The sequence below is a fragment of the Flagellimonas aurea genome (assembly GCF_017313785.1).
Taxonomy (GTDB): Bacteria; Bacteroidota; Bacteroidia; order Flavobacteriales; family Flavobacteriaceae; genus Flagellimonas; species Flagellimonas aurea.
Genome location: NZ_JAFLNL010000025.1, coordinates 1 through 2,552 on the forward strand (window position 1 = coordinate 1; position 2,552 = coordinate 2,552).

2 protein-coding genes are annotated in these 2,552 nt (G+C 49.7%); both read left to right on the top strand.

Going from position 1 to position 2,552, the window contains the following annotated elements; genetic code table 11:
• Positions 1-154 precede the first annotated feature (154 nt).
• A complete protein-coding gene (gene istA, locus J0656_RS19990) occupies positions 155-1,699 on the top strand; it encodes an IS21 family transposase (RefSeq protein ID WP_207037072.1) in 1,545 nt (514 codons plus the stop codon).
• Between the two features lie 24 nt (positions 1,700-1,723).
• On the top strand, positions 1,724-2,461 hold the full coding sequence (istB, locus tag J0656_RS19995) for an IS21-like element helper ATPase IstB (RefSeq protein WP_207037074.1): 738 nt from the start codon (positions 1,724-1,726) through the stop codon (positions 2,459-2,461).
• Positions 2,462-2,552 lie beyond the last annotated feature (91 nt).

Consider the following 2,552-nt stretch of genomic DNA (forward strand, 5'->3'; position numbering starts at 1 on the left):
TGGAAACGCCGGACATAGTATACCACCCTCGCTGGGTTAAAGTGACCATAGCTGGCCGGACGAAAGTGACCCACCTTCGCCGGGTCAAAGTGGACCACCTTTAGATTAGATCTATCTGTAAAAAGTCTAAGTGCTTTTTTTGTTAAAAAGCACCATGGCGAACAAGCAGATAGACATGCGAAAGACAAAACTGATTTACAAACTTTACACCTCCGGCATGAGCAAACGGGGGATAAGCCAACAATTGGGCATATCCCGTGTCACGGTCAGGAAGTACATAGAATTCTTCAAGCGGTACCGTTTTACGGCCTACGAAGTGGAGAAGATGACCTTGGAGGAACTCCACGGCCTTTTTAAGGACGGGCAAAAGCGCAAGAGCCAACGGTTGCTGACCTTAAGGCAGTACTTTCCCTATTTTGATAAGGAAATAAGAAAGACCGGGGTTACCCGACAGTTGCTCTGGGAGGAATATTATGCCAAGCATCCCGATGGCTTCAAGCTCTCACAGTTCAAGTACTGGTACGCCGAATGGCGCAAGGAGACCTCGCCGGTAATGCACATGGAGCACAAGGCCGGCGACAAGCTCTTTATAGACTTCACGGGGAAGAAACTCCACATTGTTGACAGGGACACCGGTGAACTGAAGGAACTGGAGGTGTTCGTTTGCATACTGGGCAGCAGCCAATATACTTATGTAGAGGCCTGTGCGAGCCAAAAACTGGAGGACTTCATCCGCTGCACCGAAAACGCACTATGGTTCTACGGCGGCGTACCAAAGGCCCTGGTACCCGACAACCTGAAGTCGGCGGTCACCAAGAGCAGCCGTTACGAGCCCAAGGTCAACGAGGTCTTCGCCGACTTTGCCGAACACTATGAAACGGCGGTACTGCCCACACGTACCTATAGGCCAAGGGACAAGGCCATAGTGGAGAACGCCGTGAAGATAATCTACACCAGGGTGTTCGCCCCTTTACGGAACCAGGTCTTCCATAGCATGGCCGATATCAACATGGCGATAAGGGAACTGTTGGAAAAACACAACACAATGCCGTTCAGGGGAAGGGAATATTCCAGGCGTTCACTTTTCATGGAAATCGAGAAGGGCGAACTGATGCCGTTACCGGCGAAACGCTATGAGGTAAAACGATATGCCCAGGCCACCGTGCACAAGAACAGCCATATCTATTTTGGGAAGGACAAGCATTATTACAGCGTGCCCTACAGGCATATAGGCAAACAGGTCAAGCTGGTCTATACCGACAGTATCGTCGAAATCTACCATAAGCACGAAAGGTTCGCCGTACATACAAGGGACAGGAAAAAATACGGCTATACCACCTTGGCCGACCATATGCCCTCGCACCACAGGTTCGTAAGCGAATGGAGCAGTGAAAGGTTCATCGATTGGGCGGGCAATATCGGTGGACACTGTAAAGGGTACATCATTGCCATCCTGGAGAAGAAGCAACACCCGGAACAATCCTATAAGTCCTGTCTGGGCGTGCTCCACCTTGCCAAAAAGTACGGAAGGGGACGTCTTGAGAATGCGTGCAAACGTGCCTCGGAATATGGTGCGTACAATTACAATATGGTCGAGCGCATCCTGAAAAAGGGATGGGACCAGATCGATGAACGTATGGACGGGGATATGGAAATGCCCGAGCACAACAACATAAGGGGAGGAAAATACTACGAATAGGAACAATACTTAAAAACAGAACATATGAACGAAAAAACAATGCAATTGATGAAAGAAATGAGGCTCTATGGAATGCACAGGGCCTTCACCACAACAATGGAAACCGGCGGTCCGTCCACCGGTTACACCAACGATGAACTGATCGCCTATCTCGTCCAGAGCGAATGGGACGACCGGCACAACCGTAGGATAGAGCGATTGACCAAGTCCGCAAGGTTCAGGTATACGGCCGTCATGGAGGCCATCGATTACCGACCGTCACGCCAACTGGACAAGAACCTGGTCCGGAGGCTCGGTTCCTGCGGGTTCATCCCTAAAAGGGAAAACATACTTATTACCGGTAGTACCGGTGTGGGGAAAAGTTATCTGGCCTCGGCCATCGGCCACCAGGCCTGCTCCTTGGGGCGAAAGGTCATGTACTTCAACACCGCCAAGCTCTTTACCCTGCTCAAGACATCAAAGGCCGACGGTTCCTATCCAAAACAGATAAGCAAACTTGAAAAACAGGACTTGCTCATCTTGGACGACTTCGGCCTTAAACCATTGGACAACATCAACAGGCATGCGCTTATGGAGATCATCGAGGACCGTCACGGCAAAAGGTCCACTATTATAGCATCACAACTACCAGTCGAAGTATGGCATGACATCATAGGTGAAAAAACACTGGCCGATGCCATTCTCGACCGTTTGGTGCACACGGCACACAGAATCGACATAAAAGGAGAATCAATGAGAAGAAAATTGAAAAATAAAAACTAAGTTTAACCCAAGGATAGATCAAATCTAGGCAGTTCGTTTACCCTGGTCAGTTTCATCCGGCGAAGGTGGGTCACTTTACCCGGCTTATCCA